This window comes from Nannocystis sp. (assembly GCF_016714285.1).
GTDB lineage: Bacteria > Myxococcota_A > Polyangia > Nannocystales > Nannocystaceae > Nannocystis.
Map to the genome: position 1 here is coordinate 278,799 of NZ_JADJNN010000009.1, position 26,708 is coordinate 305,506.

At 69.2% G+C, this 26,708-nt stretch carries 26 protein-coding genes and 1 pseudogene; 19 read left to right on the forward strand and 8 right to left on the reverse strand.

Annotated elements, in window-relative coordinates:
• Positions 1–524: 524 nt before the first annotated feature.
• Entirely contained in the window at positions 525–1,784 is a 1,260-nt protein-coding gene (locus IPJ59_RS17815; protein ID WP_293257017.1) for a PQQ-binding-like beta-propeller repeat protein, read from the reverse strand.
• Positions 1,785–1,907: 123 nt separating this feature from the next.
• On the opposite strand from IPJ59_RS17815, the gene IPJ59_RS17820 reads away from it, so the two are divergent.
• The gene (locus tag IPJ59_RS17820; RefSeq protein WP_293257014.1) at positions 1,908–2,033 is read left to right on the forward strand and encodes a hypothetical protein; all 126 of its coding nucleotides are present in this window, start codon (positions 1,908–1,910) and stop codon (positions 2,031–2,033) included.
• Between the two features lie 66 nt (positions 2,034–2,099).
• Here IPJ59_RS17820 and IPJ59_RS17825 read toward each other — a convergent pair whose 3' ends face one another.
• Entirely contained in the window at positions 2,100–2,228 is a 129-nt protein-coding gene (locus tag IPJ59_RS17825; protein WP_293257476.1) for a hypothetical protein, read from the reverse strand.
• A gap of 68 nt (positions 2,229–2,296) precedes the next feature.
• Here IPJ59_RS17825 and IPJ59_RS17830 point away from each other — a divergent pair.
• Positions 2,297–2,542 (forward strand): annotated as a pseudogene (locus IPJ59_RS17830) (hypothetical protein); the annotation flags it as partial.
• Between the two features lie 23 nt (positions 2,543–2,565).
• On the opposite strand, the gene IPJ59_RS17835 reads toward IPJ59_RS17830, so the two are convergent.
• Positions 2,566–3,039, reverse strand: coding sequence for a hypothetical protein (locus IPJ59_RS17835; RefSeq protein WP_293257011.1), 474 nt, complete (start codon positions 3,037–3,039; stop codon positions 2,566–2,568).
• A 322-nt stretch (positions 3,040–3,361) separates the two neighbouring features.
• Between IPJ59_RS17835 and IPJ59_RS17840 the strand changes: the two genes are divergently transcribed.
• The 14 genes from IPJ59_RS17840 to IPJ59_RS17905 all read left to right on the forward strand — a co-directional run bounded on the left by IPJ59_RS17840 (position 3,362) and on the right by IPJ59_RS17905 (position 16,433).
• Positions 3,362–3,844 carry a cysteine peptidase family C39 domain-containing protein gene (locus tag IPJ59_RS17840; protein WP_293272614.1) on the forward strand — a complete coding sequence of 161 codons (483 nt, stop codon included), beginning with the start codon at positions 3,362–3,364 and terminating at the stop codon, positions 3,842–3,844.
• A 368-nt stretch (positions 3,845–4,212) separates the two neighbouring features.
• Positions 4,213–5,001, forward strand: coding sequence for a hypothetical protein (locus tag IPJ59_RS17845; RefSeq protein ID WP_293257005.1), 789 nt, complete (start codon positions 4,213–4,215; stop codon positions 4,999–5,001).
• Between the two features lie 961 nt (positions 5,002–5,962).
• Positions 5,963–6,166 carry a hypothetical protein gene (locus IPJ59_RS17850; protein ID WP_293272615.1) on the forward strand — a complete coding sequence of 68 codons (204 nt, stop codon included), beginning with the start codon at positions 5,963–5,965 and terminating at the stop codon, positions 6,164–6,166.
• The gene (locus IPJ59_RS17855; RefSeq protein ID WP_293257000.1) at positions 6,166–7,203 is read left to right on the forward strand and encodes a hypothetical protein; all 1,038 of its coding nucleotides are present in this window, start codon (positions 6,166–6,168) and stop codon (positions 7,201–7,203) included. Before IPJ59_RS17850 ends, IPJ59_RS17855 begins: the two co-directional genes overlap by 1 nt.
• Before the next feature lies 1 nt (position 7,204).
• A complete protein-coding gene (locus tag IPJ59_RS17860; RefSeq protein WP_293256998.1) occupies positions 7,205–8,089 on the forward strand; it encodes a hypothetical protein in 885 nt (294 codons plus the stop codon).
• A complete protein-coding gene (locus IPJ59_RS17865; protein ID WP_293256995.1) occupies positions 8,086–8,646 on the forward strand; it encodes a hypothetical protein in 561 nt (186 codons plus the stop codon). The genes IPJ59_RS17860 and IPJ59_RS17865 overlap by 4 nt, the downstream gene beginning before the upstream one ends.
• On the forward strand, positions 8,643–9,194 hold the full coding sequence (locus tag IPJ59_RS17870; RefSeq protein ID WP_293256992.1) for a hypothetical protein: 552 nt from the start codon (positions 8,643–8,645) through the stop codon (positions 9,192–9,194). Before IPJ59_RS17865 ends, IPJ59_RS17870 begins: the two co-directional genes overlap by 4 nt.
• A gap of 43 nt (positions 9,195–9,237) precedes the next feature.
• Positions 9,238–10,317 carry a peptidoglycan-binding domain-containing protein gene (locus tag IPJ59_RS17875; RefSeq protein ID WP_293272616.1) on the forward strand — a complete coding sequence of 360 codons (1,080 nt, stop codon included), beginning with the start codon at positions 9,238–9,240 and terminating at the stop codon, positions 10,315–10,317.
• A gap of 25 nt (positions 10,318–10,342) precedes the next feature.
• Positions 10,343–10,762: a GPW/gp25 family protein gene (locus IPJ59_RS17880; RefSeq protein ID WP_293256986.1), complete on the forward strand. Its 420-nt coding sequence runs from the start codon at positions 10,343–10,345 to the stop codon at positions 10,760–10,762.
• A 26-nt stretch (positions 10,763–10,788) separates the two neighbouring features.
• Positions 10,789–11,274: a hypothetical protein gene (locus IPJ59_RS17885; RefSeq protein WP_293256982.1), complete on the forward strand. Its 486-nt coding sequence runs from the start codon at positions 10,789–10,791 to the stop codon at positions 11,272–11,274.
• A 14-nt stretch (positions 11,275–11,288) separates the two neighbouring features.
• Positions 11,289–12,818 carry a hypothetical protein gene (locus IPJ59_RS17890; RefSeq protein ID WP_293272617.1) on the forward strand — a complete coding sequence of 510 codons (1,530 nt, stop codon included), beginning with the start codon at positions 11,289–11,291 and terminating at the stop codon, positions 12,816–12,818.
• Positions 12,815–14,230 carry a hypothetical protein gene (locus tag IPJ59_RS17895; RefSeq protein WP_293272618.1) on the forward strand — a complete coding sequence of 472 codons (1,416 nt, stop codon included), beginning with the start codon at positions 12,815–12,817 and terminating at the stop codon, positions 14,228–14,230. The genes IPJ59_RS17890 and IPJ59_RS17895 overlap by 4 nt, the downstream gene beginning before the upstream one ends.
• Positions 14,227–14,802, forward strand: coding sequence for a hypothetical protein (locus IPJ59_RS17900; protein ID WP_293256973.1), 576 nt, complete (start codon positions 14,227–14,229; stop codon positions 14,800–14,802). Before IPJ59_RS17895 ends, IPJ59_RS17900 begins: the two co-directional genes overlap by 4 nt.
• A gap of 266 nt (positions 14,803–15,068) precedes the next feature.
• Positions 15,069–16,433: an anthrax toxin-like adenylyl cyclase domain-containing protein gene (locus IPJ59_RS17905; protein WP_293256970.1), complete on the forward strand. Its 1,365-nt coding sequence runs from the start codon at positions 15,069–15,071 to the stop codon at positions 16,431–16,433.
• A 121-nt stretch (positions 16,434–16,554) separates the two neighbouring features.
• Here the strand turns inward: IPJ59_RS17905 and IPJ59_RS17910 are convergent, their stop codons facing one another.
• Positions 16,555–17,070: a hypothetical protein gene (locus IPJ59_RS17910; RefSeq protein WP_293272619.1), complete on the reverse strand. Its 516-nt coding sequence runs from the start codon at positions 17,068–17,070 to the stop codon at positions 16,555–16,557.
• A gap of 1,966 nt (positions 17,071–19,036) precedes the next feature.
• Here IPJ59_RS17910 and IPJ59_RS17915 point away from each other — a divergent pair.
• The 3 genes from IPJ59_RS17915 to tnpC are packed head-to-tail and all read left to right on the forward strand — an operon-like array spanning position 19,037 to position 21,303.
• Positions 19,037–19,330 (forward strand): hypothetical protein, encoded by a 294-nt coding sequence (locus IPJ59_RS17915; protein ID WP_293272620.1) that lies wholly within the window; start codon positions 19,037–19,039, stop codon positions 19,328–19,330.
• Positions 19,327–19,704: an IS66 family insertion sequence element accessory protein TnpB gene (gene tnpB, locus IPJ59_RS17920; RefSeq protein ID WP_293272621.1), complete on the forward strand. Its 378-nt coding sequence runs from the start codon at positions 19,327–19,329 to the stop codon at positions 19,702–19,704. The genes IPJ59_RS17915 and tnpB overlap by 4 nt, the downstream gene beginning before the upstream one ends.
• A 15-nt stretch (positions 19,705–19,719) precedes the next feature.
• Entirely contained in the window at positions 19,720–21,303 is a 1,584-nt protein-coding gene (gene tnpC, locus IPJ59_RS17925; RefSeq protein WP_293272622.1) for an IS66 family transposase, read from the forward strand.
• On the opposite strand, the gene IPJ59_RS17930 is transcribed toward tnpC, so the two are convergent.
• From IPJ59_RS17930 to IPJ59_RS17945, 4 genes are all read right to left on the reverse strand, one after another.
• Positions 21,261–21,554 carry a hypothetical protein gene (locus IPJ59_RS17930; protein WP_293272623.1) on the reverse strand — a complete coding sequence of 98 codons (294 nt, stop codon included), beginning with the start codon at positions 21,552–21,554 and terminating at the stop codon, positions 21,261–21,263. The two genes, tnpC and IPJ59_RS17930, sit on opposite strands and share 43 nt — an antisense overlap.
• Before the next feature lie 252 nt (positions 21,555–21,806).
• A complete protein-coding gene (locus tag IPJ59_RS17935) occupies positions 21,807–24,287 on the reverse strand; it encodes a hypothetical protein (RefSeq protein ID WP_293272624.1) in 2,481 nt (826 codons plus the stop codon).
• A gap of 98 nt (positions 24,288–24,385) precedes the next feature.
• The gene (locus tag IPJ59_RS17940; RefSeq protein WP_293272625.1) at positions 24,386–24,985 is read right to left on the reverse strand and encodes a M23 family metallopeptidase; all 600 of its coding nucleotides are present in this window, start codon (positions 24,983–24,985) and stop codon (positions 24,386–24,388) included.
• A gap of 92 nt (positions 24,986–25,077) precedes the next feature.
• The gene (locus IPJ59_RS17945) at positions 25,078–26,706 is read right to left on the reverse strand and encodes a WGR domain-containing protein (protein ID WP_293256918.1); all 1,629 of its coding nucleotides are present in this window, start codon (positions 26,704–26,706) and stop codon (positions 25,078–25,080) included.
• Positions 26,707–26,708 lie beyond the last annotated feature (2 nt).

Genomic DNA, 26,708 nt, shown 5'->3' on the forward strand with positions numbered 1-26,708 from the left:
GTTCGGCCCCTCGGGCCATGAGACCTCGCTGCGACACTACGCCGGCGACGGGACCATCGAATGGACGACCGCGCTGCCGCCCGTGATCGTGATGGCTGGCGCGCGCAGCGGCACGGGCTGCGATACCGCCGTCCTGGTCGGCGGCAGCCTCCCGGGGCGAAATGTTCGAGGATCTCTAGGTCGGCGGTTTTGCCAGCGACGGCAAACAATCATGGGAGTTTGCGCCCACGCTAGGCGAACCAGATCCCCACAGCGGCGCCCAGAACGTCGCCATCACCCACGACGGCGACGCCGCGGGCCTCGGCTACTACGCCAACGGGACGCCCGGCATGATCGAGTCCTTCCCCTGGCTCGCACGCGTGTCCGGCGGTTGATGTCGGCGACCCGCCTTGCAACGGTAATAGATGTTCGCCTCGCTAGCGCCGAACGGCCGCGCGTCCCGGAACCCCGCATTAGGCACCGCGTCGGCCCGGACTTCCTGCATCAAGCCGCTAAACCGCTAGCTGCACGACATCCGCGAGGTATCACTGCGGGCCGATCTTGCGGATCCAACCGGTCCGCTCCTCGAAGGCGTCACCCTCGGAGTGACCCACGGCGACGACGAAGCCCGGGCCGAAGGCGACGCGGTAGACGAGCTCGTTGCGGGTGGCACCCTCCGGCGCGTAGTCGACGGTCCACCCGGGCTCGCCCACGCCCGAGACGGCGTGGACGGTGGCATGCCCGGCATCGTAGGGGCCCTGGTTGACGGCGAGGACGATGGTCTCGTCGGGGCCGACCGCGAGGTGGGTGATGCCGCTCCCGGGCGCGTTGTCCACGGCGACGGTGCGGTTCCAGAGGACGGTGCCGTCGCCAGCGTGGCGGCGGACGAACCAGTCGTAGGGCTTCCAGCCGGCCATCACCAGGTCGCCGGACGGTAGCCCGGCGAGCGGGACGTCCCAAAGTTCGTCCACCCCGAACAGACGTAGCCTCGGGGCGCCCGTCGCCGCCTCGACTGACAGCAGCGCACCGCCACCGCCGCTAGTCGGTCCGTACCAACGTCCGACGATGGCGACGGTGTCGCCGGCCACCGCCATCCCCGCGGGGTAGATCCGATGGGGGTCATCGCCGACGAATTGCTGCCACACGATCTCGCCGGTGGCGGGGTCGTGGCGGTTCACAATGAGGTTGGCGAATTCGAAGTCGCCGACGGGGGCAAGGCCGATGCTGGACGTATACACGGCGCCGTTGCCGGCGGTCACCGCAATGAACTCATCCTCGCCCTCGGGTGGGGAGACTTGCCAGCCCGGCGCGCCGTTTGGCCCGAACTGCCGCAGGCCGCCGAACTGGACGTAGATCCGGCCATCGGCGTCGACGGCGACGCCGCCGCCGTCAGGGAGGGGGGAGTCCTGGGGAAACTCCTTGCGCCACCGCTCGTCGCCCGAGGGGTCGAGCGCCAGCAGCCAGGTCGAGTGGATCGGCTCGCCGCCGGGCGTGTGGAGCTTCTCTCCGAACACGACGATCTGCCCAGTGGGGTCGACCGCGACGCCGTAGATCGTGGTGCGGTCGTCGGGAGCGCCGACGCGGAGCGTCCATGCGGTCTCGCCGGTCACGTGACACTCGGCGTCGCAGCCGGGCGCGGCGACCTCGCAGGCCTCGCCGGGATCGAGGACTCCGTCGCCGCACACACCGGACCCGCCGGTGGTGCCGGAGGTGCCAGTCTCGCCGCTCTCGCTGGTACTGTCGCCTGCCGACGAGCACGCGGTGAACAGGAGGGTCGCAAACAAACGATAGATCTTGGGTGTCATGGCATTATTCCGTCGATCTCGATCCCAGGCTGGTACCGCGTAGCAATCCGTGGGCCAACGGTGAATGGCCCGCTCGCGGTCACGCGGCGTCGGGGAAGGCGCGACGCGAGGTGCAATCCGTGCGTGCTCTACCACCTCGACGTCGAGCTGCTCGTCCCACTGTCGCCACTCGACCAGCGCCGCGCCGGCCTTGGTGTGCTCCCGCCGCGCGGCGAGCTCCCGGCCCGCGTGCGCTCGGGGACCTCGTGAGCCCTCACGCCCGATAGTGCGAATGCACGGTGTTCACGCTGACGACCGTCGTCGACGCGCCTGAGCTCAGCGCGACCGAGGTGGCGCGGGCCCGAGCTTCTCGCGGTGCTTCACCAGGCCGTTGGCGACATGCAAGCTCTGCAGCGTCCCGCAAGTGCAGCGCGTCTCGCCGCGCCAGGGCTGGGGCTCGGGCATGTCGTCGACTTCGCGATCACCGAGGCGTCCACGGTGCGCAGCAGGAACGACGCGCATCCGTTCCTGACGTCACGGTCGACTGCCTCGGCGTGGTCGGCGGGTGGAAGCAGGTCGGCCACGAGGGCCGGACCGAGGTGACGACGGTCGACCTGGTGCGCGCCGACATCGGCGTCGGCGGCTGCACCAACGGCCACCACACCGCGAGCAGTGACGGGCCCTTCGGCGTGGTGGTGTGGGGGCTCGAGGCGGCGAAACCGTCGTCGAGGGCACAGCGGTGGTCGGCCCCACGCCATTCACCTGCTCGAGGTGGCTGACGGTGCGGGACACGAAATGCTGATCACCAGACCTCGAACACGTTGCTCCGATTATCTCTCGCTTCGCCTCGGCCAGCGTCGCTGGTGGCGCTGACCACGAAGAAGACGCTGAGTTGCAGGCCGTCGTCGCATTGCGCGGATGCATGTGCCCACTGGACCCGGCGGCCGAGCTGGTCGACGAACGCGACCTCACCTGCCAACGCGACCTCCTTGAACCTGAACCTTGCCATCAGATCGGTGATGATCGGTTCACGGGCGGCCGCCTGCGGCGACAGGACACGCCATCGGCCGGGGCACTTCGTGTCGTCCGGGAACACGGCCCTGGAGGCCCCGTGCTGGTTGCTGGTGGTGATCATTCGCGGGCCACGCAGCTTTAGATCGATGCCGTGGTACTCACGCTCTTGCGCGAGCGGACCCGCGACAGGCTTGAGCACGAGGAAGCTGCCGCACCCGCTCAAGAGCAGTGGTGCAATCGCGCCGTAGAAGAGGGGCTTCATCGTACTGTGCTCCGCATCCGCGACAGTGCCTGTTTCGCCGCGTTCCCGCCCGGCAAAGAATGCAGCACGGTCGCCCTCATGCTTCTGGGTCGGGTCTAGCTCGACGCGGCAAAGGATGCGCGATCGACGTCAGGGCGGCCGCGATATCATCCATACGATGGCTCAATCCAGGTATCCTTCCATGGCGGGGCGACGCCGTTTCCTCGGGGCGGCCGGGGGTGCCGCGGCGTTGAGTCTGTTGCCCGGGGTCGCTCGCGCCGAGCTCGTCTGTCGCGACTTCATGGACGGGCGCCGGTGTGCCAGCGGGATCCTCTCCGAGATGATGCCGATCACGGCCTGGCAGAATCAGACCCAGTGGTGCTGGGCGGCCTGCATCGCCATGTTGTTCGCATATAACGGGCATCCTGTGAGCCAGCCGCGCATCGTCCTGGAGTCGTTTGGGGGCATCGTCAACCTCCCGGCGGAGCCGGACCGGATCGTCGCGGCGCTCAATCGGCCCTGGGTCGACGACAACGGGCAGCCGTTCTCAGTGACGTCCGGGCCGGGGATCAGCAACCCGGTTTGGATGGCGCAAGATCTGGCGGACGACTATCCGCTGATCATCGGCACACGCGGCCACGCGATGGTCCTCACGGCGCTCGAGTACGCCGCCCCCTGGGTCATGACGCCGCTGGGTCCGACGACGGGTCCTGCGACGATCCTGAGCGCAATGGTACGCGACCCGTGGCCAGGGCAGGGGCGACGGCTGCTGCGGCCCGAGGAGTGGCAGGGCATCTTCTTCGCCTGCCACCTCCGAGTTCGCTAGTTACTTCGCCGGGCGTGGTCGCGGCCGACGCGGTTACATCCTTCACCCTGGCCGGGTTCAGCTGGCCGTCGAGGTGTGAGCCAATGATCGTCTGGTCCTCCCTCAAGCATGCGCACGGGGGCGCACAGTGGATGGCTCGCCGGACTCGCGCGTCACTTTCGCCGTTGCTTTCGCGCAATTCCGCGGGTTCGTGCCAGCGCAGCGCGAAAAAATGGATTGAGCCCGGCGGACGTGATCGAGTATATCTCGGACTTGATAGTGAGATTGGGTCCGTCTGCGCCATGATGCGCGATTGGAAAAGGCTGGCGTCCCCGGGCAAGGACGGCCTTGCCAGACGATTGTGATGCATGCCGTGGGAGTGAAGCCTAATGGGTGAGTGGGAGGAGGAGCGCTGTGGCGACATCGTGCGCGTCGAGGTCGCAGGACGAACCCTGACCCTCCGGCCATGGACGCTCGCCGACCACCTCGACACGCTCGCGCTCACGCTGACCACTCAGGGCCGCCTCGTTCGCCTCGACACCGCTCGCTTTGCCAGCGAGCTTGTGCGCCGCGCGACGCTCGAACCGGGCAGGGATCCCCCGACCAGCGCGGCGCTTGAGGAGGTAGCCCTTTGGTGGGCTGCGGGTGGGACCCACGAACCCGAGGAGCTCCACATCACTGAGGACGGTACGATCGCGCTGGCAAGCGGGACGGTCCGCCTGCGACGGTGGTCATGGGGCGAGCGGCGGACGGCGCTGGCCGCATGCGTCCGGGGCGGTGAGCTCGACCTCGTCGGCTTTCTGCGCTCGATGCTGGCGGCCTCGGTGGTAAAGCCCGCGCAGGGGGCCAGCGAAAGCGTGTGTTCGGCGTCGGCGGTGACCGGCGCTGATGTCCATCGGCTCGTCGCCGCTGTCGTCGCGTTCAACGACGAGACGGTGCCCGAGGATCCGGCGGAAGATCCGACGAGCCAGGCGATCGCCGCCGCCACGCTGCGGATCTGTCGCGGCTTCGGCTGGACCCCGTCGCAGGTGGACGCCGCCCCGGCGCGTGAGATCGACGCGATGCTTCGCCTCCTGGATCGCGTCGAGGCGCCTGCACCACCGCGTGAGGCCGTGCCGTTGCGTCGCGGGCTCGCACGCTATCCCGACGCCGTCATCATCGAGGTCGGTGATGGTTGATCCGCGGATGGCGGTGTGGGCGGGGGCCATCGTCGGGCCGCTTCGGCGGCTCGCCGAGCAGCTTGGGGACGCAGCTGGCCTGCCGGTGGGTGAGCGGCTCGCCGAGCAGCCACGGGACGCAACGGCCGTAGCGACCCCGGGCCTTGGTGAGTACCCTGGGCGCTCGAGCGCGGCTCGCAGAGCCGGTGGGGATCCGCCTGCGAGCGATACGCGAGTGTTCGCCGACGCAACGACGCGCTCGGCAAGAGCGACACAGCAGAGCAGCGCGACAGCGGATGTGACCGCGGGTCCACCAGCGCAGTCAATCGAAGCACGCCTCCCGCCGGATCTTCGACCAGCTCGATCCGCGATGTCGCAAGCGCCGCGCTTCGGCCCCGGCAGTGACGGCGAAGTGCGTCCGTTTACTGTCGGCCACCTCCCGGAGCCCGCTTCTCCGCTTGCTGCTCTGGCCACCGCTCCGCTTTCTGCTCCGCCTGCCGCTCCGCACGCCTTGCCACGGCCGATCGCCGTTCGTCGCAGCCCCGAGCGGGTGGGGCGGGGCCGGCAGGTCGAGCCGCCCTCACGGCCCATCCCGGTGACTCGCAAGGACGCGACTGCGGGGGCGGCAGCGGTGGCTACTCGAGCGAGCAAGCACCCGGGGACGGCGACCTCTGCCAGCCCCGACACCGATCACCGACGCACCGCGCCAGATCCGGCCCACGCAGCGGGGACGGCCGCGCCCACCTCCGAGCAAGCGCCACGGGCCCCGGCCTCCGACGAAGCACGGAGCACCGCTGCGAGCACGCGCCGCGAACCGCGGGCCTTCGCACCATCGTCGGGAGAGCACCCGCCGCCGCCGCACGTGCGCGCCGCGTCGCCCCACCGGCTCGAGTTCATGGCCGTCAACGCCTCCGAGGCGCCGCCGCACACGAGCCCGCCGGGCTCGTACGAGCGTCCGCGAGACGCTCACGCGGGGCTCCCCGTGGCGGGCGCGCACGGCTCGGTCGCTGCGCATGTCGTCGACGGCGGCGGGATGTCTGGACCCACCCATGTCGGGGCAGAGCAGCCGGCACACGCGACGCACGAGACGGGCGCCGCGACCGAGCGCATCGACCTCGACGCGCTCGAGGCCTCGATGACGGCGGTGCTCCTCGCGTGCGCGCGCCGACACGGGGTGGACGTCTGATGCCGGCGACCGCGAAGATCGGCTACCGCGTGGCGATCGGCGACCTCCGCCTGACCGCCGGTGATCCGCGTGCGAGCGCCCGTCTCCTGCGGCTGCGCGGCGAGCGGACGATGGATGGCATCGGCGGGTGGGTCCGCCTCGCCGTGTTCCTCGGCGAGGCCCGCCTGCCGGACCTTGGCGCGCCGATCCAGGTCGAGCTCGATGGCGGCTCGGGTGCCGCGACTGTCTTCACCGGCGAGGTGCGGGCCCTCGGCGGTGACCCCTCCAGCGTGTGGATCGAGGGCGCCGACGGGCTCCGCTCGCTCGCCGATCGCGAGTTCACCAGCGTGTTTCAGGAGTGCCAGGCCGGCGCGATCGCGGAGGCGATCCTGGCGGCTGCCGCGGTTCGGGTCGGGCGCATCGAAGCCGGCCCCACCTTCGCCAGCTACGCGCTCCATGCCGGTCCGAGCGCGCTCGCCCACCTCCAGGCGCTCGCTCGCCGCTGCGGCCTCGACCTCTTCACCGACCCCGACGGCGGCGTGTGCCTGCTCGGCCCTTCCGCCGCCAGCGAGACCTGCACCCTGGCCAGCGCTGGCGAGCTCCTGAGCGTCGCCCTCGAGCGTCGCTCGCCCGCGGCCGACGGCGTGGTCGTGTTCGGCGAGGGCGCGGCGAGCGAGCGGGGCAGCGAGCGGGCGCACTGGCTGAGCGACGACCTCGCGTCGGTGACGGGTGAGGCGAGCCTGGGACCCCGGGGCGAGCTCCGCGACAGAAGCGGCGAACACCCGCGCTCCTTGATCGACGGGGCGCTGCGTAGCGGCGAGGTCGTCCAGGCGGTGGCGCGCGCCCAGGCGGCGGCCCTCGCCACGCGGCGGGTCCGCGGCTCGCTGGTCCTGCTCGGCACGCCCACACTCGGGCCGGGTGACCTCCTCGATGTCACAGCGCTCGAGCGCCGATACCCCGGCCTGACCGCGCTGCGCGACGGGTCTAGCCTGCGCGTCCGCGGCGTGCGTCACCAGCTCGACCCGCGCCGCGGCTTCACCACCGAGGTGGAGGTCTAGGATGACGATCCGCATCGGCAAGCTCGAGCTCGTCGGTCTGCAGACGATCTACACTGAGGACACGCAGGCCATGGTGGAGCTGCGTGGGCCGGGTCAGCCGGGCGTGTTCCAGGACCTCGGTCGCGAGCCCGTCACGATCGTGATGGAGGGCATTCTCTTCGGCGCCGAGCCGCAGGCCGCGCTCGAGGAGCTCCGTCAGGCCCAGCAGCACGCCGAGCCGCTGCCCATCTCTGCCGGCGTCATCGCGGGCACCGAGCTGACGGACGTGCTGATCCTCGAGCTGCGGGTGCGCCAGCTCGCCGGCACCCGCGATCGCTACACGTTCTTCATGCGGGTGCGCGAGCACAACGAGCCGCCTGAATCACCCGAGGCCGGCGCGGCCGAGGTCGACGCTGCGATCGCCGACGCCGTCGAGCAGTGGGCCACCAGCGCCATGGACGCCGCGAGCGTGCTCGAGGACCCCTCGACCCTCGCCGCCGCGGCGGCAGCCAACCCCGACCTCCTCACCAACCTGAGCCAGGACGAGCTGACCGACGCGCTCAGCCAGGCGCAGGCCGACATGAGCGGCGAACAGCTCGGCGAGCTGCTGTCGACGCTCGGCGAGCGCGACCCCGCCGCGCTCGCCAGCACCCTCGAGGGGATCCAGGCGCGGGGCGGGCTCGGCGGCTTCGTCGACAAGCTCGCCTCGGCGGGCGCGACCGTCTACGCCCGCCTGGCGCGCCTCGACCTCGCGCGGATGTTGCCGATCGTGATGGACCTGGTCCGCGGGACCGGTCTGATCAGCGACGTCCGCAAGGTCATCGCCGCCGCCGAGGAGCTCCGCGTCGAGCTCGCGGCCTTCGATCCCGGCACAGTGGTACGCGAGCTCGGCGGAGGTGATGGATGAGCGACGCCGCCTTGACGCCCGCGCTCCCGGCACGGGGCAGCATGCGCGCGGTGATCCTGCGTGCCGAGGCGCTGGTCGTCGCTGTCGCGGCGCTGGTCGACTCGGAGTCGATGCGCTCGCTCGGCGTGCTGATCCAGCAGCTCGGTATCGGCCCGTCCGTCGCTCGCTGCGTCGAGCTGCTGCGCGACGCGATCCATGGCCTCCAGCAGCGGGTCGCCGAACTCGCCGCCGCGCTCGCCGACAAGGACGCTGCCGCCGGCCTGCTCGGGCTCCTGCGCCCGCTGGTCCGCGGTCTGGATCGGCTGATCCACGCGTCCGGCCGCGAGCTCGCCGCCCTCGGCCTCGAGGCCGACGCGGCCGTGCTCGGCCCCGTCCGCGGGCTCCTGCAGGCGGGCGGGCGCTGGGCCGAACGCGGTGAGGCGGTCCTCCTGCGCCTGCCCCAGCAGCAGGAGCTCGACGGCCTCCGGGGCGCCATCGACGATCTCAACGCTGCCTTCGATCGCCTGATCGCCGCGCTGCGCAGCCCGTCCACACCCAGCAAGGCGGCCATCGCGTGACCGACGCGTCCACCCGACGCCCCGCCGATGATCTGCTGGACGTACTTCACACGAGCCTCGGCGAGCTCGCCGATGCCGTCGCCGGCGCGCCCGGACAACAGCTGCGCAAGCTCCACGGCACGGGCGCCATCGCCACGGCGATCCGCGCGATGGTCCGCGGCATCGTCGACGCGCTGACCGCCCTCGCCGCGGCGATGGCCCGCGTCGAGACCTGGGTCGCCCTCGCCGACGCCACCCTCGCCCTGCTCGAGCTGCTCGCCGAGAGCATCGACGCGAGCGTCGACGCTGGCGCCGCGATCGTCCGCGACCTCGCGGCCGTCACGGGTGACACGCCGCTGGAGGACCCGCTGGGACTGACCACCGTCAAGACGGCCCTCGCGTCGCTCCGGTCGACGCTGGACCCCAACATCATATCCGCCGCGCTACCCCGCGTCGCCGACATCGCCGCGGTCCGTCGCGAGCTCACCGCGTTGCTCGAACCGACCACCTCCTCGCTCGCTCCCCCGCGTTCGCTCGTCGCGCTCGCCCAGCGCACCAGCCCCCCGTAGAGCCGCCATGCCCAAGCCGAACCAGTCGAAAAACAGGAGCACAATGACCGACCCCGCGATCAACAGCAATGCACCGATCCCAGGTCCGCAGACCTCGGACCTCGAACCCGGCACGAACATCGCCGTACCGACGGAGTCCGTCCCGGCGAAGCCAGCGTCGAAGCACGCCTTCGACCTCCTCGCCACCGTCTTCGCCGAGCTGCGCACGAGCCTCGAGGCCGACGCGCCGCGCTCGCCGCGGTGGGTCCGGATCGCCCATGCCCGCCACGCGTTCGTCCGCGCCCAGGGCGATCAGAAGGCCCCCATCGAGCAGAAGCTCTCGGACGTGATCCAGACGATCGTCGCCGCCTTCGTCAAGTCGATCGCCTATTTCGCCAAACTCGTGCTCGACCTCAAGGACCTGCTGATCCAGGCCGAGGCCGGCAAGCTCCTGCTCGTGACCAGCGCTGAGCTGCTACGCAAAATCACCGACGAGTCCTTCACCACCGCGATGGCCAAGCTCGTCAACCAGGACAGCGCCGACCTCAGCAGCATCGGCGACGCGATCACGCAGGCCCGCAGCGCGCTCGACCATGTCCCGACCCAGGAGATGCTCGACAAGCTCAGCAAGGAGCTCTATCTCCTGCTGCGCGTGGCTCACACCGACGGCGCGTTCGACCCCGCCGCGACCGGCAAGATCCGCATGCTGCAGTGGGCCTACGGCTGCGAGCTCCCGATCTATGGGCTTGGCGCCGGCGTCGGAAGCACGGTCAACAGCACCATCCTCGGCGCCAGCCAGCGGGTAGTCTACGACGCCCTGACCGTGGTCGCCCTGACCACCTCGCAGGCGCTCCTGGACAGCGAGCGCGACCAATTCCTCGCCGTGCTCGGATACGCCGGCGCCGACGCCCTCAAGGACTTTCAAGCGGTGAACGGCCTGACCGAGAGCGGCGAGCTCGACCTCGCGACCATCAATCGCCTGCACCACCTCGACGACCGCACGGGCCAGCTGGTGCGGGCCAAGCCCTACGACGCCGACGCGGTCCAGCGGGCACGCCTCGCTATCGCGGAGGCGAGGAAGGCCGAGGAGGCGAAGAAGGCCGAGGAGGAGGCCAAGAAGGCGGACCCGCCGAAGCCTGCATGACCCGGGCACCCCGCGGAGCGCTCTCATGCCGCGAGACACCAGCGACCCCTTGAAGACGGACCTCCGCCTCGAGATCGACGAGGACGGCACGATCGACCTCGCCGACGCCGCGGGCGCCGACACGACGGTGAGCGGCCGCGACAACCTCGTGCAGGCGCTGACCCTGTGCCTGCTGGTCGCGCGCGGCGAGCTCGGCGAGCTCGGCCACCGCCGCTACGGTAGCCGCGTCAGCGAGCTGGTAGGTGAGCCCCTGACCGCCCCAAACCTCGCGCTGCTGCGCCGCCACGTGCGGGCGGCGCTGCTGCAGGACGCGCGGGTGGCGGAGATCGTGCGCGTCCAGGTGCGCGCCCGCGACGACCTGCCGGGCGCGGTCGACGTGCACGCGACCGTCCGGGCGACCACCGGCGACACCGTGGGTGTCGCCCTCGCCCTCGATCTCCGATGAAAGCCGACCATCACAGGAGCGACGACATGACCGCGACCCTCGACCCCCACGCCGACGACGAACCCGGCATCCGCGGCATCCTCGAGGTGATCGTCCGCGACCCGGGCGGCGCGCTCGTCGATCGCCGCCGGGTGCACAACCTGATCACCACCGCTGGGCGCAAGTTCCTGGTCCGGGCCCTCACCACGGGCGCCGTCGACGTAAAGCTGCAGATCGCCGTCGGCCGCGGACAGAGCCCGCCGAGGATCGAGAACAGCGCCCTCGACGACATGCTCGCACGCGCCGACGTGCGCGAGTGGAAGTTCGCCGAGCCGCTCTCCGACGGCCGCCTGCGCATCATCCTCCACGCCGAGCTCCCCGCCGCCGACGACGTCGAGCACTCGATCCGCGAGGCCGGGTTGCTGGTCAGCCATCGCGACGACGGGCCGATCCTCTTCAACCGCGCGCTGCTCCCCGTGCTCACATGGACCCGCGACGTCTCGCTCAGCCTCGACTGGGAGATCACCCTCTGACGGGGAGCACCGCGATGTCCGAGCTCTTCGCCGACCACGACACCTCGTTTCGCGGCGTCGTCGCGCGCCTCGCCCGGGCGCTCGGGCCTGACCTCGACGACAACCCCGGGAGCGCCGTCCGTCTGCTCGTCGAGGCCTTCGGCCGCGAGATATCCACGCTCTACGGCATGCTCGACCGGGCTCACCGCGCCGGATATGTCGACAGCGCCGAGGGCCCCGCGCTCGACAAGGTCGTGGCGATCCTCGGGGTCGAGCGGGCCCGCGCCGGTCGCCTCGCCGGCGTGATCGAGCTGTCGCGCAGCACCCCCGCGCCCCACGACCTCGTGATCCCCCCGGGCTTTCGCGTCGCCGGCAAGCCGGTCGAGCGGCGCCCGCTGCCGGTCTTCGAGTCGGTCGAGGCGGCGACCCTGCGCCGCGGCGAGACGCGGGTCCGTGTCGCCGTGCAGCAGGTCGACGTCAAGCCTGGCGACCTCGCCGACGCGACCCTCCTGATCGGCCCGGGCCAGCTCACGATCATGCCCCGCCCCGCCCTCGGCATCGAGTCCGTCACCAACCCCGAGCCCCTGCGTCGCGCCAGCAAGGACGAGTCCGACGAGCATCTGCGGGGGCGCGCGCGCCACGTCCTGCGCCGCTCCCAGGCCGGCACCCTGACGGCGATCGCCGCCGCGATCCACGAGCAGGGCGTCGAGCACGTCGAGGTCAGCGAGCGCGACGGCCCGCCCGGCGTCCTCGACATCCTCGTCGGCGACCCCGAATTCGCCGACGACCCCGGGGCCGCTCGCCGGGTGCTCGCCGCGGTCCGGGCGACCAAGGCGGCCGGCGTGCAGGTCGCTCTGCACGCTCTGCAGACTGTGTATGTGCGGCCCACGTTGGTCCTCACGCCCACCGATCCACGCGTCGACGAGCCCGGGTTTCGCCGCCTCGCCGGCGAACTCGGGCGGGCGATCGTCGCCCAGGTCGCCGCCGTCCCGCGCGGGCAGAAGATCGACGCCCGTCGGATCGAGGCCGCCGCCATCGCCACCCCCGGCATCGCCGACGTGCAGCTCCTGCGCCTCGACGCCCACACCGTGGACAGCTCCAGCCCCGCCGGCATCCGCCCGCGGGCGGTGAACCTCGCCACCGGCGTACCTCGCGGTCCACGCGAACGCCTGGCCATCGACCTCGAGCGCTGGCCACCCCGCATCGTCCGCAAGGTCGAGGCGATCCGCGAGGTCGAGGTGCTCGTCGAGACGTCCGCGGACCTCGACCTCGACCGCGTACGCGACGCGCTCACGGCCTGCCTGCAGGCGCTCGGCAGCGGGGCGGCACAAGGCAAGGACGACCGCCCGCTGCTCGCCGTGCTCACGCAGGCCCTGCGCGTCCTCGACGGACCCGACGCCGCACCCGTGGTCCGGCTGGTCCAGGTGCTCGTGCACGACGAGCTCGACACGGTCTGCCAGGTCAGCGCCGACGACCGCATCGGGCACCTGCTCGGCGACGTCCGGGTCCAGCTCGGCCGGATCGAGCGAGTCGACGCCGGGGCGCACGGGAAGGTGCCGCGATGAAGACCGCCGAGCGCCTCGAGCGGATGCTCGCCGTCCTCCCGCGCGCGCTGCGAGGCGGCCGACGGATCGCCAGCCTCCTCGGCGCCGCCGCGGCCGAGTTATCGGCCGACGATCGTAGCCTCGAGCGCGGCCTCTCCCTGCTCATGCGCTCGCGCTGGCCGGCCCTCGCGCGCGGCTGGCTCGCCGACGCCGACCCGCACGAGACCCCGGAGGCGACCGAGCTGGCCCGCATCGCCGCCCTCCTCGGCGTCGAGCCGCTGCCTGGCGAGTCCGTCACGCTGTTTCGTCGCCGCCTCCACCAGGACGTCCTGCTGCATCGTCAGGGGCTGTGCACCGCGCCCGCCCTGCTCGCCCGCGTCGCCATGCTCTACCTCCCCGAGCACCCGCCGACGATCGCCTGGGAGGACGAGCTCGCCGTCGCCACGGTCGAGGTGCGCGACGCCCGGGGTCAGCCCTGCTCGCTCCGCCTCGAGGTCGTCGACAACCCGACGCGCCGCTGCGCCGCCGGACCGGCTGTCAGCGACGACCCCGGCCCCGCCAGCCCCGACCTCCTGCTCCACAACGGCGGCCTCACCCCCGCCCGGCCCGAGCTCGTGCTGCTCGCTGGCGCCGCGCTGTCCCTCCCCGAGCTGCACCACCTCGAGAGCGACCTTCGCCTCGTCTTCCTCGGCACCCTCGCCGCCGGCGACCGCCTGGTGCTCCGCCCCGACGTCGGCCCGACCGTGAACGGGCGCCCGAGCCCGGCCCCGCTGGTCGTCAGCAGCCCCACGCGCTTCGACTCGGGCGTCATCTATTGCATCGACGAGATCGTCGACGGCGCACCGCTGACCCGCGGCGCCCGCTTCTCGCGCTCCGAACGCTGGCAGCCGGGCGACGACGGCTTCCCGGAGCTCGCCTGCGGGGCCAACCACCTGCGCTGCCGCAGCGTCCCGCTCCCGGAGCTGGCCGCGCTCATCGACCACTGGCCGGATCGCGCCGCCGCGCTCGCGGCCGTCGCTGCCCCGCGGGACAACCCCCGGCTCGCGGTCCACCTCGGCGCCCGCTGGCACGAGACCCCGGCCGCCTGCTTCTCGCTGCGCGTACCCGCCGACATCGTGCCCTGGCACCGCCGCAACGAGCCGGCGCTGCACTGGCGAGCGCTACGCGAGTGCCTCGAGGCGAGCCGCGCCGCCGGCATCGCGGCGACCCTCGACACTCAGCCGCCGCGCCTCCGCGATGCGCTTGTGCTCGCCGACAGGGTCCATGTCCACGTCCAGATCGGCCGCCGCGACGACCTCGATCTGCACGCCGCGAGCGGCATCGCCGGACGCCCGGCACTCACACCCGGCGTGTTCGACGCCAGCGCCTACGACCAGGCCTTCGCCGAGGCCCGCGGCGACGATGACGACGGCAGCGAGGGAGGAGCCCGATGAACGACAGGACCAGGACCAGACCCACCCCCCACATCGAATTCAAGGCCGGCAGCCAGATCCTCGCCAGCGAATGGAACGAGATGCAGGTCCAGATCCGCGAGGAGCTCGCCCGCGCCCGCGCAGAGCTCACCACCGCGATCGACGCGCTGCGCGGCGAGCTCACGGCCACGCGCGGCCAGCTCGACGCGACGAAGGCCACCCTCGGCGATACGCAGCAGAAGCTCGGCGTCGCGGAGAAGAATATCACCGCACTCCGCTCCGACCTCCAGGACACCCAACAAAAGCTCCGCGCCACCCAGAGCGGCCTCGACGACGCCAGGCTGGACCACAAGAAGCTCGACACCTTCACCCACGCGAAGCTCCCCGACGACGGCGTGTGGATCGGCGGATGGCGGCTCAAGACCGCGGATAACGGCAATTCGGTGTGGTTCGTCGCGCCCGGTGACAAGCGGGTCGCCCGCTTCTCCTTGGAGCGCGACCGCTTCAGGGTCCTGCAGCACGCGGGCAACGAGCAGGGCGGCTATTTTTGGTACAATGAAGAGGATGACTACCAATTTCGATACAAAAAATAGGGGGATTGCGAGCCGATTGGGATGTGCGCCATATTATCGCTGAAGTTCGCGTGAGGATCGACGAGCGAGACAATCTCAAAGAGGAACATGGCAACCGACTATCCTGCGGATGCTCGCTTGGTCGCGTCGGAGCGCGCGGTCGGCGAGTCGATCGAGCGCGAATGTGTGGCCGTTGACACGCGACGGAGCGTGTTGTACTTTCGTTGGCGCTGGGGATTCTGTGGTCCCTGTGCGCGTAGAATTCAGGTCGTCCGGAGGTCATCGAAATGGCACGCACGCTCTCGGAATCGATCGAGCCGTACAGCATCAGCGCCGACGAGGCGAAATTGCGAAGCGAGGGCATCTCGGGCGGTCACGCCCAGGCTTTCCTCCGGGTCGCCCACGAGCTCGATTGTGTCATTCTCACACGCACGCCGGGCGAGGCGGCGTTGACCCTGCTGGCGGAGGGTTACGACGCCAAGGGCTTCCACGTCAAGGCGAAGTCCTGTGATTGGGGCCCGTGGGCCGGTTTCATCTGCGCCGAGCCACGCTTTAACAAGTCTGGACTTCCCGGGGCGTACACGAACCTCAAGGCCCACATCGACTCGTTCACCAAGGATTTCGAGAAGCTGCAAAACGAGTGGCGGCGCGCGAACAGCAAGCCAGCGGAGGGGCCCTACTACGCCTCTGTGGTGCCGCTGGAGCTGAGCGACGCGCGGGTGCACTGGCTGGAGAGCCACGGGAAGATCGCCGCGGCGGAGGCCGGCGCGAAGGAGCGGCGCGGCGAGGCGACGATCCCCGGAGCGGGCGACGCGAAGGTGGCGTGGTTGCTCCGGCGAGACGACAGCAGCGGGCGCTGGCGGGTCTACTATCAGGCGCAGAGTCTCCCGGCCCTCCAGGGCAACATCGATGCAGACACCGTCCATACATTCACGGCGGCGCTCGCCAGGGCCAGCAGTGACGCGACGGCGCCCCCCGTCGATTCTTTCACCGCGGTCCTGGCGCTCACCAACCCCCATCGGCCCTACGCGGACGGCTCCGCGGAGTCCTACAAGAACGCCCTCACCGGAGACTTCGACCTGTTCGCCGTGTGGCCGAAGAAGGAGAAGATGGCGGACTTCGTGACGCGGGTCGGCGGTATGGGCCTTGGCCCGAACGACGACCCAAAGGACATGGAGGCGAAGATCGCGGCCGAGAAGAAGGCCATCTACAAGGCCGAGGGCGAGGATATCATCGGCAGTACGACCGGCAACCTCTCCAGCGGGGTGTACCAGGTCGCCGTCAGCCTGAACATGGAGTCGCAGAAGATCGCGGGTCAATCCGCGGTCAACCGGGTCTTCCACAGCGACGAGGGCGGCCGGCCCGGCATGGACAGCGTGGACGAGTCGGTCGCGTTCGTGGCGACCGGGACCGTGGACCTGCCCGACGAGACCCTCGTGCGCGGCCACATGCTGCTGCTCAAATCCGCGGGGAGCAACGCGAACGCGCTGGCCCCCTTTGCGCTGTGGTGCGCCCGCGCGGGCCACGCGATCTTTCTGAACACGGGGTGGCTCACGGCGATGCAGGCGGCATTGTCCCCGGACGAGTGGACCGAGCTGCTCGCGTCGGTCTATCGCCAGGGCGCGCAGGCTCCCGGAAGGGGGGCGGCCTGAGGGGAAGCATGGAATCCTGGCTGAAATCCCGGCCACGTTGCGTCTGTGCCGGGTCGCGTTATCTACGTGATCTTGGAGCGCGATTATCGCGGGGTTTGGTTGGAGGCATGACAGACCCGGCTCAGCCCGGGCAGAGGCCGAAGGCGTCGGCGCCGAGGTTGTTGCCGGGGTGGCAATCTGCGATCTTGTCCTCGGGGTCGACGTCGACGTAGATATTGCCGCCGCCCATGAGGTCCGCGGAGCAGACGACGATCTCGCACTCGCCTGGCAGCAGGAGCTTGGTGGTGGTGGTCTCGCAGACGACCTTGGCGTCCTCGATGGGGGCGTTGGGGTCGGTGGTCCGAGAGGAACTGACGACGACGCCGTCCTGGACGGGGTTGGTGCCGCGGTTGCACACCTCGGCCTGGAGGTCGATCTTGCCGCCCATTTGTTCGCAGAGGTTGCCGAGGTCGGTCAGCTCGACGGTGAGGTCGGCGATGTTGAGGGCGCCGATGCTGCCCTGGGAGTTCTGGCGGAAGTTGTTGAGGCCGGGGACCTGCCAGTTGTTCTCGGTCTCGCTGGCCTTGGGGATCGTGGCAGTGTCGGAAACGTGGGTGATGTAATAGGGGTGGCCTCGTAGGGCGGCCTGGGAGGCCAATTCAGGGAATTGTTGGTTCGAGCCAGGATCGGGACAAAATCGAGACAGATTTGGGTCAGGGGACGGGGATCTCGCTGCCGCGCATGTCGGGCAGGCGGGGTAGTGGGGTGGGGGAGAGGCGCAAGCCAGCGGGCCAGGTCGTGGACGGAGATCGCGACAGCAAGGGTGGCGAGTCTCTCCTCCGCGGTCGAGCCCGCTGGGCCGCTCGCGGTGCAGCTGTCGCCGCAGACGGGGGTTCGCCGGCAGCGGATGGCACGCGCTCCCCAGCAAACAGACGATCAGGGGTACTGGCAAGTCGAGCCGGCCCATACTCCGCGCCGGACCCACGACTGTGACGCAGCGGTGCTCGTGCGTCGTGCGTCGGCACCCACATCATTCCGCCGTCCGCCGTCCCCACGCCCGGCCAGCAGTTCGCGCTCGGTAAGCTCCCGAGCGCACCCATCTTAAAGCTGCATCCTAAGCGCTCAGGATGGGCGGGGTCAGGGTTTACCGCGCTCGGCCTCGCAGACTCCGCGACAAGCCCGACGACGACACCGACAACCTGGCTCAAGCGCGTCTAGCGCGTCACGCATGCGTCCTCTATCGCGTTTCGCGCACTCCAAAGTATGAGAGAGTGAAGCATGTGCAGCGCAAGGCTGAGAAGAGCGCCATGATGTCGCTGACGCGCCCCCGCGGAGGTCCGTGACATGGCTACACGAAGGAGTCCTCTACTCGGAGATCTGGAAATCCTGCCTTGGCCGTGCTTGGTGTCACTATGTGTGCTGCTCATGATGTCGTGCAGTCAGGAGGACGACGCGCTATTTCACTACTACTCAAGTCCTTCCTTGCGAGTTTGCGGGGGTACCAGGTCCCATGTCGAGAATTTTGTCCCGTTCTTGAAGAACGAACTTGACCTCGACATTACAGATATTCACGAATACTCGTGGCTTGACGAAAAGAGTTTCGAGCTCGTCATGTCCTGAAGCCAGCGCTGGATGCCAAGTAGGGAATCACGCCTATTCACGGAAGCCGGCCCTTCTCCACGAGTTGGTGCACGCAGTGACGTATGGGGCTGGGATGAACAAACTTTCGTTCTTCACCGGGGATCGCGGTCGCCTATGATCCCTTCGACGGCACTGGCGGTGGGCCACGTTACCGATTCAATCCGCCAGCGGGAGAGATCACACTGGATCCGAGACTACATGATCGGGATGCTGGACGCAGGTGGCTATGATCTTGCTGGAAGTTTCGTGACCTTTGCTTCTGCGTCATGGCCCAGATATTTGCGAAGATGTCGACATCCCCTGAACATGACAGTCGCATGCAAGAAAATTCAGGAGCACTTTGTTGCCTGGTGTAGCTCTGGATGAAGAGGTGAAGGTCTTTATGGCGAATGGTCCTTGTGGGGAGGTCGCCTTCGATGTGCCTGCCTATGACTGTGCGATGCCTAGTCTACCCTGGGCGGGAATGTCTGGTCGTTGTCGACAACGATGGATTGTAACGGAGACATGGTCGTGGGAGGGGTCGACTATGGCCGCCCTCTTAACAGTGTATTATCTGTGGCCCTCGCGGTGCACAGACAGGTAATTATATGTTAAATGTTCAAGGCGATAGCGGTGTTCCAAGTTACGCTTGGCAGATGCTGGGGATGCCCTTGGTGGCCGCACGACAACGTTGCGAATCCCGATTCAGCATCCAAGGTGGATTGGCTGCCGGTCCACACTTCGTCCGGCTCACGGCGCCATCGGAGCAGGAACTGAGGGTGGAGATTACGCTCGTTCGCGCCGAGGAGATTCCGGTCCCCTAACGGCCAACAGGCGGGGGAGACCGCCACCCCGGGTTTTTTGAAGCAGGGGGGGGTCACGGGCGGGGGGGGGGGGCGCGGCGGGCTCGGGGGGGGGCGGGGGGGGCGTTATTTCTGGTCGGCCCTGCCACGTCGTGACGGCCGCGCCGGCTTGAAGTGAGGTCCGCCCAGGAGGCGAGACCCATGATGAAGGCTGAACGACGCCCGAGCAAGGCTTGGCAGAGGAAGTGTGTCGCGCGATGGAGACTGCTGTCGGCGCAGGGATTGGACCTGCAGGCGGCCGCTGCGGAGATCGGCGTGTCCGCGAACGACCTGGCGGCGTGGAGCCGAGGTTCGTCGAGCGCGCCGCTGCTGATCCCGGTGTGCATCGAGGATGAGACGGAGCAGCGCAAGCTGGTCGTCGTGCTCAGGTGTGGTGCGCGAGTCGAGGGGCTCTCGCTCGAGGACGTAGTGGAATTGGTCAGGAGGCTGACATGATCGGCGCACATGGACGAGTGCCGGTATTCGCGTATCGGCGGCCCGTCGACCTACGAAAGGGATTCGAGGGCCTCAGTGCGCTGGTGAGGGAGGCGCTCGCCCAGGACCCCTTGTCAGGCGCGCTGTACCTCTTCACCAACCGTCGGCGTACGACGGCGAAAGTGCTTCACTTCGACGGGTCCGGTTTGGGGCTGTACATCAAGCGGCTGGCCCGTGGCCGGTTCGCGGCATTGTGGGGCGACGACTGCACGACCAGCCTGTCGCTGACCCGCTCAGAGCTCGAGTTGTTCTTGCAGGGCAGTTTGCTCGTCGGCAAGGTCCCCCTCGCGCCGGCGCCGATGAGCGAGAAAGATCTTGTCATCGGCGCGCGATAAGTGCATAGATAGCTCGTGGTCGACGTCGATCAGATCGAAGACTTTGAGCTGCTCAAGAAGCACGCCCGGCTCATGGTATTGGAGCTCGACTACTTCCAGAAGCGCGTGAAGGAGATGGCGCAGGAGCTCGCGCAGCTCAAGGGCGGCGAGCAGCTCGAGTTCCTGGTCGTCAAGCAAGCCGAGCAACTCGCCCGGCTACGGCACAAGGTCTTCGGGGAGTCGTCGGAGCGACGCCCGAGCCCGGTACCGCCGGCGGCGGAGGCCGAGAAGCCCAAGCGAGGCCACGGCCCAACTGCTCAGGCAAAGCTGCCCAGCCGCGAGGTCCACCATCGGCTCAAGGACGACGAGCGGGCATGTCCGGTCTGCAAGGGGACCCTCGAGGAGATGAGCGGGCAAACCGAGGACTCCGACGAGATCGACGTCGAGCCTCGCCGATTCACGGTTATCAAGCACCGTCGACACAAGTATCGCTGCCGCTGCAACGGCGCGATCAAGACGGCTCCGGGCCCGCTGCGACTGATCGTCGGGGGCCGCTATTCGTTAGACTTTGCCATCGCCCTCGAGATCGACAAGCGCCTCAACCACCTGCCGCTAGACCGCCAGCGCCGGCAGATGGAGCGGGAAGGGCTCGTGATCTCGACGCAGTCGATGTGGGATCAGGAGGACGCGCTCGCCGACCTGATGGAGCCCAGCTACCTCAAGCTGCTCGAGTACATCCTGGGCGACGATGTCATCGGCGTCGACGAGACCCACTGGCGACTCATGCAGCCGGGCAGCACCGCGAAGTGGTGGGTCTGGTGCCTGACGACCCATGACGCTGCCTGGTACATGCTCGAACCCAGTCGCTCCGCGAAGACGATTCGCGGCGTGCTCGGTGGCTTCGAGGGCGTCGTGTGCTGCGACGCGTATCCGGGCTACGACGCCCTGGCCAAGGCGAGCAACGGCCAGATCCGGCTCGCGCACTGCTTCGCGCACGCGCGCCGTAAGTTCTACGAGCTACGCAGCACCTACCCCGATGCCTGTAAGGCAGCGCTCGACCTGATCGATCCGATCTTCCTGATCGAGCGCGAACTGCCGTCGCCGCATGGCCTCGAGGGCGAGGCAAAGGCTGCGGCGCTCGAGCTCCGGCGCGTGCGCCGTGACGGCGAATCACGGTTGCTGGCGACGAAGCTCAAGACCTGGGCCGAGGCCCAGCGGGCTCTGCCGCGCAGCACCCTCGCCGAGGCGCTCGGCTACCTCCTGGGGCACTGGAAGACGTTGACCGCCTTCCTCGACGACCCACTGATCCCGCTCGACAATAACCGGACCGAGCGGGCGCTGCGGGGTATGGTCCTCGGGCGCAAGAACCACTACGGCTCGCGGTCCGTCCGCGGCACCCAGGTCGCCGCCATCTTCTACACATTGATTGAGACCTGCATCCTGTGCGGCGTCGATCCGCAGGAGTACCTCCGCTTCACCGCTCGCGCTGCGCTGCGGTCACCGGGGACCGCCGTCTTGCCCCAAGAATTTGCCCGCGAGCATCAGCTCGCGGGCGAGGGATCGGGCGCACTGGCAGCCTACGAGGTGGCGAGGAACACGTACACGCCCCGCCGCAGCTGACTCGCCGGCTTCGCGGGTACCGTGATCACCCGGCCCAGCGCCACCGCCGTGTCGGCGATCAGCTCGACGTTGATGAGGTCCATCATCCACGTCGCCTGCTCCGCCAGCCGCTCGTGCAGCCAGCCGCGGAAGAAGCTGCGAACGGTGAGATGCTGCCCGGCGTAGCGCCGGAGCATCAGCTCGATCTCCTTCTCGTTGTCGCCAAAGCGCTTCTGCAGCGCCTCACGTACCTCTTGCAGGTCCTCGGTCATCTGTGCTTACCTCCGCCGGCAAGCGTCCTCGGTTTTTAGTCTACGTCACGACGTGGCAGGGCGAGCATGTACCGTCCGTGTGCGTCGCGCGCTGCACAACGCACAGCCAGTGTGCGAGCCTCCACAGAATGCAGCGTACCTGCTGCACCGGGGTGGGCGCGGAGGGGGACCTCTGCCAGGAGCATTCGACCGACCAGCCCAGAATGTCCATCCTGAGCGGTCGCCGCACGTCGTCAATCTCGAAGGCGGGCCTCACCCCGGGCAGAGGCCGAAGGCGTCGGCGCCGAGGTTGTTGCCGGGGTGGCAATCCGCGATCTTGTCCTCGGGGTCGACATCCACGTAGATATTGCCGCCGCCCATGAGATCCGCGGAGCAGACGACGATCTCGCACTCGCCGGGCAACAGGAGCTTGGTGGTGACGGTCTCGCAGACGACCTTGGCGTCCTCGACCGGGGCGTTGGGGTCGGTGGTCTCGAGGAATTGGACGACGACGCCGTCCTGGACGGGGTTGGTGCCGCGGTTGCACACCTCGGCCTGGAGGTCGATCTTGCCGCCCATTTGCTCGCAGAGGTTGCCGAGGTCGGTCAGCTCGACGGTGAGGTCGGCGATGTTGAGGGCGCCGATGCTGCCCTGGGAGTTCTGGCGGAAGTTGTTGAGGCCGGGGACCTGCCAATTGTTCAGAGTCTCGCTGGCCTTGGGGATCGTGGCAGTGTCGGAAACGTGGGTGATGTAATAGGGGTGCTGATTCCACACCGGGCGTGAATTGGCCCAGCGGTCCATCGGGTCGCGGTAGATGACGAAGCCGGTGCGGGCCATGAAATCGCCGGACATCGGGAAGATCGGGTCGACCTTCGGGCAGGCGTTGTAGGGCGTGCGGGGGACGACGATCTCGGTGGCGAAGTCGCCGTCGACGTCGGCGACGGTGGGGTACTCCGCGCCGGTGCCGCTGCTGGCGGGGGCGCTGTAGATGACCTCGCCGGTGCGGCCGTTGTAGACGCGGAGGAAGCACTCGTCGCGGTAGACGGCCTCGGCCTGGCCGTCGCCGTCGAAGTCGAAGATCGAGGAGCCGGTGACGTTGGACGAGAGGTCCTGCGAGGGCTGGACCCACAGGACGCCGTCGGGCAGCTTCTTGGCCTCCTGCTCGGGCGAGCGCTCGCAGGTGCCGCCGGGGCGCTCAGGAGGGCTGGCGCCCATGAGGGCGGCGACGCAGTCGGGGTCGTAGACGGCGTAGTAGGTGGCGGCGGCGGTGGCCATCTCGACCTGGCCGTCGCCGTCGAAGTCGCTGATCGTGACGGTGCCGCCGCTGCCGACGACCTCGCCGTTCTTGGCGTAGAGGTTGACGGGGCCCCACACGGTCTTGCCGTCGAGGCTCTGGATCCGCAGGCGGCCGACGGCGTTGACGACGCTGAGGACGGCGAGCTCGGGCAGCTGATCGGTGTCGAGGCCCTGGATCTGGGTGTAGGCGCCGAAGTTGGCGAGGCTCATGTAGCCGCTCAGCTGCTTCGGCGGGTCGGCGACGAACCAGGGCTTGTTGACCCACTCGCTGGTGATGGGGTCCCAGGCGGCGGTGCGGCGGTTGGTGACGAGGTCGACGACGCCGTCGAGGTCGACGTCGGCGATGACGGGCATGAGGCCGGTGAAGTTGGGGGCCCAGGTGGTGAGCAGACAGCCGTTGTGATCGAAGACCATGTCGCCGACGACGATCTCCGGGTATTCGTCGTCGTCGAGGTCGTGCAGCATGGGGCCGGCGAGCATGTTGGCGGAGCCGAATGTCAGCAGTTTGTCGTCCTCGCAGGTGCGGCCGTACCACATGCGCTCGAGCACGGGGGTGGGGTCGGCGCTGTTGATCCGGAAGGCGTAGAGGTGGACGGGGCCGGTGTCGTTGGCGCTGGTGACCCGGTGGTAGCCGACCAGCTCGGGGTGGCCGCCGTTCGGGACGTCGGCGTCGAGGTCGCCGATCGCCCAGGGCACGGCGTAGGCCGGGCGGTTGGCGTCGTCTTGCTCGTCGGCGCCGCCGGCCCGCAGCTGCTCGCCGCAGGTGCGGCCGTCGAAGACGCGGAGGGTGCCGATGCGGCCGACGTTGGGGAGGGTCTCGAAGGTGCTGACGATGATCGAGGGCTGGAGCTTCTGCGGGTCCTTGTCGAGGTTCAGGTCGGCGACCATCGGCGTCGTGTAGATATAGGTGGACTTGGCGGTCTTGTCGTTCTGCGGGTCCTTGACGGCGCCGTTCCACTCGCACTGCTGCTCGGGCTTGATGCCCCCGGGGATGTTGTCCTTCTTGCAATTGGGGTCGTTGATGACGCCCATGGGGACATCGTAGGGGATGCACACGCCGTCCATGTCGCAGTAGGAGTCGCCCGGGCAGTCGTCGTGGCTGCGGCAGGGACCGAGGTCCGGGAGGCATTGATCGTACTTGCAGATGAAGTTCGGCGGGCAGCCGCCGCAGGGCAGCTCGCCGGTGTCGGTCGCGCCGGTGCCGGTGTCGGTGGCGACGGGCTCGCTGGTGCTGCCGGTGCCGCCGGTGGCGGCGGTGGTGCTGGCGTCGCCGCTGGTGGTGAGGGGCGGCGCGGTGGAGGTCGGCGGGTCGGTGGTCGGGGTATCGTCGGTGGCGGTCTGGCTGGTGCCGCCCGGGCCGGCGCCGGTGGAGCTCGCGCTGGCGCCTCCGCCGTCGTCGCCACAGCCGGTGAACGCCACGCCGCAAAGACCCACGATCCGCCAGTATCGCTTGTGCATAGGAAGCGGCATCCTACAGCGTTCTCGGGCCGCGTGGGGCGCGAGGCGGACGGGGCTCGCTCGTTGCCATGCGCAGGATCGGGCGCGGATGTTTGCGCTCACTCGGGGCAGTTCATGGACTTCAGGTCCTGGCCGGTGACGGGCACGCCGTCGCCCGGGACGTCGACGAAGGCGAGGGCGATCGAGGGGCACTCGATCGCGGCGCAGGGGTCCATTCGCATGACGTGGAGGTGCGGGGTGGTCGACCAGCCGGTCGTGCCGGAGCGGCCGAGCAGGGCGCCGCGCGCGAGCCGGTTGCCGACCGTGGCGAGGGCGTCGTCGAGGTGCTTGTAGAGCGTGCTGGTGCCGTCGTCGTGAAGCAGGACCACGAGGTTGGCGTGGTCGCGGCAGCGCTCGTCGCCGCCGTCACGGCAGGGGTCGCCGGGGCGGACGTCGTTCTTCACGTGGGTGACGATACCGTCGGCCATCGCGTGCACCGGGCTGCCGCGCGCGAGCAGGAGGTCGAAGGCGTAGCGGAGCTCGTCGTGGTGGCTGAAGGGGTTGTCGTTGCCCTGGCCGACGCGGGTGGTGGCGTCGCAGGCGAGCGGGAGCCAGAAGGTCTCGGGCGCGGGCTCGCCGGTGCTGCCATCCATGGTGGCGCCCGATTCGTCGCCCGCGTTGCAGGCGAGGGCGAGGGCTGCGAGCAGGGCGAGGCGCACGCGCCCGAGGGTAGCGCGTGCGCGCCCCAATGGGCGCCCAACTGGGCGCCCAACTGGGCGCCAACTGGGCGGCGCATTGCGCGGTGTTTGGCTCAGCGCTTGCTCTGCTTCTTGCTCGCGGTCTTCTTGGCGGCGACCTTGGTAGCGATCTTTGCGACCTTCTTCGCGACCTTCTTGGCGGGTGCGGCGACGACTTTTGCGACCTTCTTTGCGACCTTCTTTGCGGGGGCCGGGGCGACCTTGCTGACCTTCTTCGCGCTGGCCTTGCTGAGCGCCTTGGCGACGGTCTTGGCGGAGGCGCCGGTGGTCGTGCGGATCTGTCCAGTGACGCGGTAGAAGCCGCCGGAGGTCTCGACCAGGCCGTCGACCAGGTAGGTCGCGCCGGCGGTGCGGATGTTGCGGGGGAACTGGACGTTGAGCGGCTTGAAGCCGGGCGACTTGGGGCGCACGCGGACCTTGCCGCCCTCGGTGTAGCACTCGACGAGCACGCCGCTGGCGCCGGTGGCGGCGGCCTCGAGGGTGTCGCCGACGTTGGCGGCCTTGGTGTTGCCCTGCTCGACGACCTTGGTCTTGGGGACGGTGCCCTGGCGCGCGGCGGCGATCGCCGCCTCGCTGACGTCGATGCAGGCGAGGCTACCGCCCGAGGTGACGATATAGAGCTTGTCCTTGAAGAACTGCATCGAAAGCGCCGAGCCGCAGGTGGTGTCGAGCTTCCACAGGCGGGTGCCGGCGGCGTCGAAGCAGTAGATCGACGAGGAGGAGTCGCCGGCGAACACGTACTTGCCGTCGCCGGCGGCGGCGCAGGAGTACACGCTGGTGTCGCACTTGTAGCTGCGCAGCAGCTTGCCCTTCTTGGTGTATGCGAGGACGACGTCGTCGGTGGTGCCGGCGTAGAGGGTGGTCGGCTCCTGCCAGCCGAACATCACGCAGCCCTTGAGCTTCTGCGACCATTGCTTGGCGCCGCTCGACCATTCGTAGGCGGTGAGGCCCTCGTCGTAGCCGTGGTAGACGCCGTCGGCGTCGCAGCGGACCATCCAGCCGGAGTCGCCGGGGGACTTCTTGTGCCACAGGAGGTCGCAGTCGTGGTCGAGGACGGTGATGCCGCCGACGGCGTCGGAGACCGCGAGGGCGCCCTCGTGGATGTCGATCCAGTAGATGCTGAGATCCTCGGAGATCTCGTAGGCGACGAAGGGGACCTTGCGGGTGAGGTCGTAGACGTTGCCGTCGTTGCAGCCGCAATACAGCCACTGGTCGTCGCGGACCAGGCACATCACGCCGTCGGGCAGCTTGAAGCGGCGGTTGACCTGGCCGTCGTGGCCGAGGGCGTAGACGTCGCCCTTTTGATTGCCGACCCAGCAGAGGTCGTCGTCGATGAAGATGCCGAGCGCGAAGTTGCCGGTCTCGAAGCGCCACAGGACCGGGGCGCGGGTGGTGCCGCGGGCCGCGGTGGCGCTGGTGGTGCGCCGCTGGCCGACCGATCGCTTGGCGCGGGCGCCCATGACGGCGGCCGCGTAGCCCTTCTTGAGCTTGCCGCCGATCGCCTTCTGGGCCTCGGCGTCGGCCTCGGCGGGGCTCTTGTATTTGGTGGTCTTGCTCTGGCCCGGGTCGCCGATGCGGCCGTAGCGGGTGGTGACCGCGCTGCCGGCGACGGTGACCTCGTAGAATTTGTGGGACCCGCCGTCCGCCTCGGACAGCTCGAGATATGTGCGCTTTTCGGCCATGG

What these genes read in the sequence shown, in the direction of transcription:
- IPJ59_RS17815 (WP_293257017.1), bottom strand. Translation starts at nt 1,784, where the DNA reads ATGACACCCAAGATCTATCGTTTGTTTGCGACCCTCCTGTTCACCGCG.
- IPJ59_RS17825 (WP_293257476.1), bottom strand. Translation starts at nt 2,228, where the DNA reads ATGCCCGAGCCCCAGCCCTGGCGCGGCGAGACGCGCTGCACTTGCGGG.
- IPJ59_RS17835 (WP_293257011.1), bottom strand. Translation starts at nt 3,039, where the DNA reads ATGAAGCCCCTCTTCTACGGCGCGATTGCACCACTGCTCTTGAGCGGG.
- IPJ59_RS17840 (WP_293272614.1), top strand. Translation starts at nt 3,362, where the DNA reads ATGCCGATCACGGCCTGGCAGAATCAGACCCAGTGGTGCTGGGCGGCC.
- IPJ59_RS17845 (WP_293257005.1), top strand. Translation starts at nt 4,213, where the DNA reads ATGGGTGAGTGGGAGGAGGAGCGCTGTGGCGACATCGTGCGCGTCGAG.
- IPJ59_RS17855 (WP_293257000.1), top strand. Translation starts at nt 6,166, where the DNA reads ATGCCGGCGACCGCGAAGATCGGCTACCGCGTGGCGATCGGCGACCTC.
- IPJ59_RS17860 (WP_293256998.1), top strand. Translation starts at nt 7,205, where the DNA reads ATGACGATCCGCATCGGCAAGCTCGAGCTCGTCGGTCTGCAGACGATC.
- IPJ59_RS17865 (WP_293256995.1), top strand. Translation starts at nt 8,086, where the DNA reads ATGAGCGACGCCGCCTTGACGCCCGCGCTCCCGGCACGGGGCAGCATG.
- IPJ59_RS17875 (WP_293272616.1), top strand. Translation starts at nt 9,238, where the DNA reads ATGACCGACCCCGCGATCAACAGCAATGCACCGATCCCAGGTCCGCAG.
- IPJ59_RS17880 (WP_293256986.1), top strand. Translation starts at nt 10,343, where the DNA reads ATGCCGCGAGACACCAGCGACCCCTTGAAGACGGACCTCCGCCTCGAG.
- IPJ59_RS17885 (WP_293256982.1), top strand. Translation starts at nt 10,789, where the DNA reads ATGACCGCGACCCTCGACCCCCACGCCGACGACGAACCCGGCATCCGC.
- IPJ59_RS17890 (WP_293272617.1), top strand. Translation starts at nt 11,289, where the DNA reads ATGTCCGAGCTCTTCGCCGACCACGACACCTCGTTTCGCGGCGTCGTC.
- IPJ59_RS17895 (WP_293272618.1), top strand. Translation starts at nt 12,815, where the DNA reads ATGAAGACCGCCGAGCGCCTCGAGCGGATGCTCGCCGTCCTCCCGCGC.
- IPJ59_RS17900 (WP_293256973.1), top strand. Translation starts at nt 14,227, where the DNA reads ATGAACGACAGGACCAGGACCAGACCCACCCCCCACATCGAATTCAAG.
- IPJ59_RS17905 (WP_293256970.1), top strand. Translation starts at nt 15,069, where the DNA reads ATGGCACGCACGCTCTCGGAATCGATCGAGCCGTACAGCATCAGCGCC.
- IPJ59_RS17915 (WP_293272620.1), top strand. Translation starts at nt 19,037, where the DNA reads ATGATGAAGGCTGAACGACGCCCGAGCAAGGCTTGGCAGAGGAAGTGT.
- tnpB (WP_293272621.1), top strand. Translation starts at nt 19,327, where the DNA reads ATGATCGGCGCACATGGACGAGTGCCGGTATTCGCGTATCGGCGGCCC.
- IPJ59_RS17930 (WP_293272623.1), bottom strand. Translation starts at nt 21,554, where the DNA reads ATGACCGAGGACCTGCAAGAGGTACGTGAGGCGCTGCAGAAGCGCTTT.
- IPJ59_RS17935 (WP_293272624.1), bottom strand. Translation starts at nt 24,287, where the DNA reads ATGCACAAGCGATACTGGCGGATCGTGGGTCTTTGCGGCGTGGCGTTC.
- IPJ59_RS17945 (WP_293256918.1), bottom strand. Translation starts at nt 26,706, where the DNA reads ATGGCCGAAAAGCGCACATATCTCGAGCTGTCCGAGGCGGACGGCGGG.